Source organism: Moorena sp. SIO4E2 (assembly GCF_010671945.1).
Lineage (GTDB): Bacteria > Cyanobacteriota > Cyanobacteriia > Cyanobacteriales > Coleofasciculaceae > Moorena > Moorena producens.
The window spans coordinates 1-2,132 of record NZ_JAAHIE010000948.1; the positions used below are offsets into that span (position 1 = coordinate 1).

Sequence of the window (2,132 nt, forward strand, 5' to 3'; positions counted from 1 at the left end):
TCTGTAGAAACTAATCTTAGTCTTGTAGTCCAAGAGTAGTCTTGGGCTTTTTTTTATGGTTTTTCTCAGTTTCACTAGTTTTGTGGACATAACTGTTTTAGTTTATTCGGTAAATTAGCGAGAGGTTAACTATCAGAATACTGGGAAAGGTTAATTGTGAGCTATTACTAGGTTTATCAGCAGATAATGACATTTACTTTAGTGACAAAAGTGTTTTGGGTTTAGCATCAATAAGCTCTAAAAATCCTAGACACACGAAATTATTTTGAATAGGATTAAGACAGGAATCAAAAATTACTAATTGATTCTTAGAAAAACACCAAAATTCATTATTGGAGAAAAACTCAAATGGCTAACATTCAAATTTCTAATTTACGTCCTGCTGGTGCTGACCTTTTCTTGGATTCTGAAAGTTATATGCATGATTTAACAGAGCAATAAATGATGAATACATTAGGAGGAGTCAAAGTGGAAATATTGTGGACTGCCTTGTGTGTGGAATGGTAGTCACAAAAGTACATAGCAATTGAAATTAAAAGCTATAAATACTAACGAAGTCCGCTTTATCGGATAGATTTTTAGCAGATTTCAGCAAGACGAAAATACACTTTACCCCACCCGCATGATTACGGATGGGGTATACCTCTAAAAGCAGAAATGTTTAATGATATTTAAAAACCTATAAAAATAGCATAATTTTTTATAAAATAGAGGCTAAATAAAAATATCAAAATTTTGCTTCAACCATACTAACTTTTCCAAAAATCTTCAAAAGATACCTAGGAAAACTATTGACCAATAATTATCCAGTCCTCAAGACATTTAGGCAGGATTTTTTAAGCATAACGGTCTTGTTTATAATCGAAACCGTTCTATTTATACCACAAGTTGCTCTACATAAGCGTTGAACCTTTAAAATATTCAACGCTTATGCTATACTTCTTATTTAAGAAGCATTTTGGGTAGTGATTTGAACGATTTCAATATTTGTAACAGATTTGAATTGAGAAAGGGATCTATTTATCCATTCATTAAATAGATCAGTAGCAATTTTATTGCGGAGCCAATTATCTAATTGTCTTTCAATAATCTCCTCCACAAAAATTAAATGTACTCCTTTAGCAGTCACAATCGGTTTAATCACCTGGGGAGGTTTAGCAGCAAAAATAGCAGCAGAAATCTCTGGCTTCAAATCCTGACGATATAATATCCCTCGGTATCCCCCTTTACGACGTAACTCTTTATCTTCGATGTATTGATGAGCAACATCATAAAAACTCATTTCTCCTTCGCCAATAGCATAAAATAATTCTAAAGCTAAATCTTTATTATCAAAAATCACTTCATGCATAACCACACCATCATAATCCAATTTATGTTCATAAAAATAGGGCTCAATTTTATCTCCAAACAAATGAACAGCTAATTTTGTGGAAAGGGCATGATTGTAAACCAATTCTTCAAAATCATCTAGAGACAAATTATTTTGTTTCATCCAGGCATGGGTATCCTCTGCACTATGAAGTTGATGCATTAGTCGGTATTTGTCTGCCATTTCCTGAAGTTCTTCAGTTTCTATCTTGATTCCAGCCTTTGCTACCGCATTTGCTATTACTTGACGGGTAATAATTGCTTCTACAATATCATAAGTTTTTAAAGATAGCTTGACTTGGTCTAGAATATCTTCAGCATTAATAGTGATAGATTTTGACATGATTTTTGTCCTCGTTTGATTTGACTAATAAAAATCGACAATTCAAAAATATTTAACCTCAGGCTTGAACTCTAGCAATGATCACTAAACTACAATTCCAAACCCCCCTGCTGTAACTTCTTAAATGGATCCAGAACTAAATCCATAATCCGACGCTGCCGGACAATGACTTCTGCTGTTGCGGTGTCCCCTGGGCGGAGAGCAATACATTCCTTTGGTGTGGGCATACAGGTTTTATTGAGTTTAATTTCTAGGTCATAGGTAGGCACTTTACCCTGCTCCGTTTCCGTAACCTTGGAGGTTGGAGAAATTTTGATTACCTTTCCTTCTACTACTCCATAATCTTGAAACGGATAAGCATCAAACTTCATTTTTACTGCCATTCCTTCCCGTAAGGAGCCACTTTCTGAAATAGCGA

General features: G+C 34.4%; 2 protein-coding genes. Both read right to left on the reverse strand.

What is annotated here, in order from left to right; translation table 11 throughout:
• Window positions 1-946: 946 nt before the first annotated feature.
• Complete coding sequence (locus F6K37_RS39290) at window positions 947-1,714, reverse strand: peptidylprolyl isomerase (RefSeq protein ID WP_071104256.1); 768 nt, start codon at window positions 1,712-1,714, stop codon at window positions 947-949.
• Window positions 1,715-1,803: 89 nt separating this feature from the next.
• A partial coding sequence (locus tag F6K37_RS39295) for a beta-barrel domain-containing protein (RefSeq protein ID WP_287254964.1) occupies window positions 1,804-2,132 on the reverse strand: 329 nt, incomplete at its 5' end.

Bases quoted from the DNA above. Each gene is read 5' to 3' on its own strand.
- F6K37_RS39290 (WP_071104256.1), bottom strand. From the start codon at position 1,714: ATGTCAAAATCTATCACTATTAATGCTGAAGATATTCTAGACCAAGTC.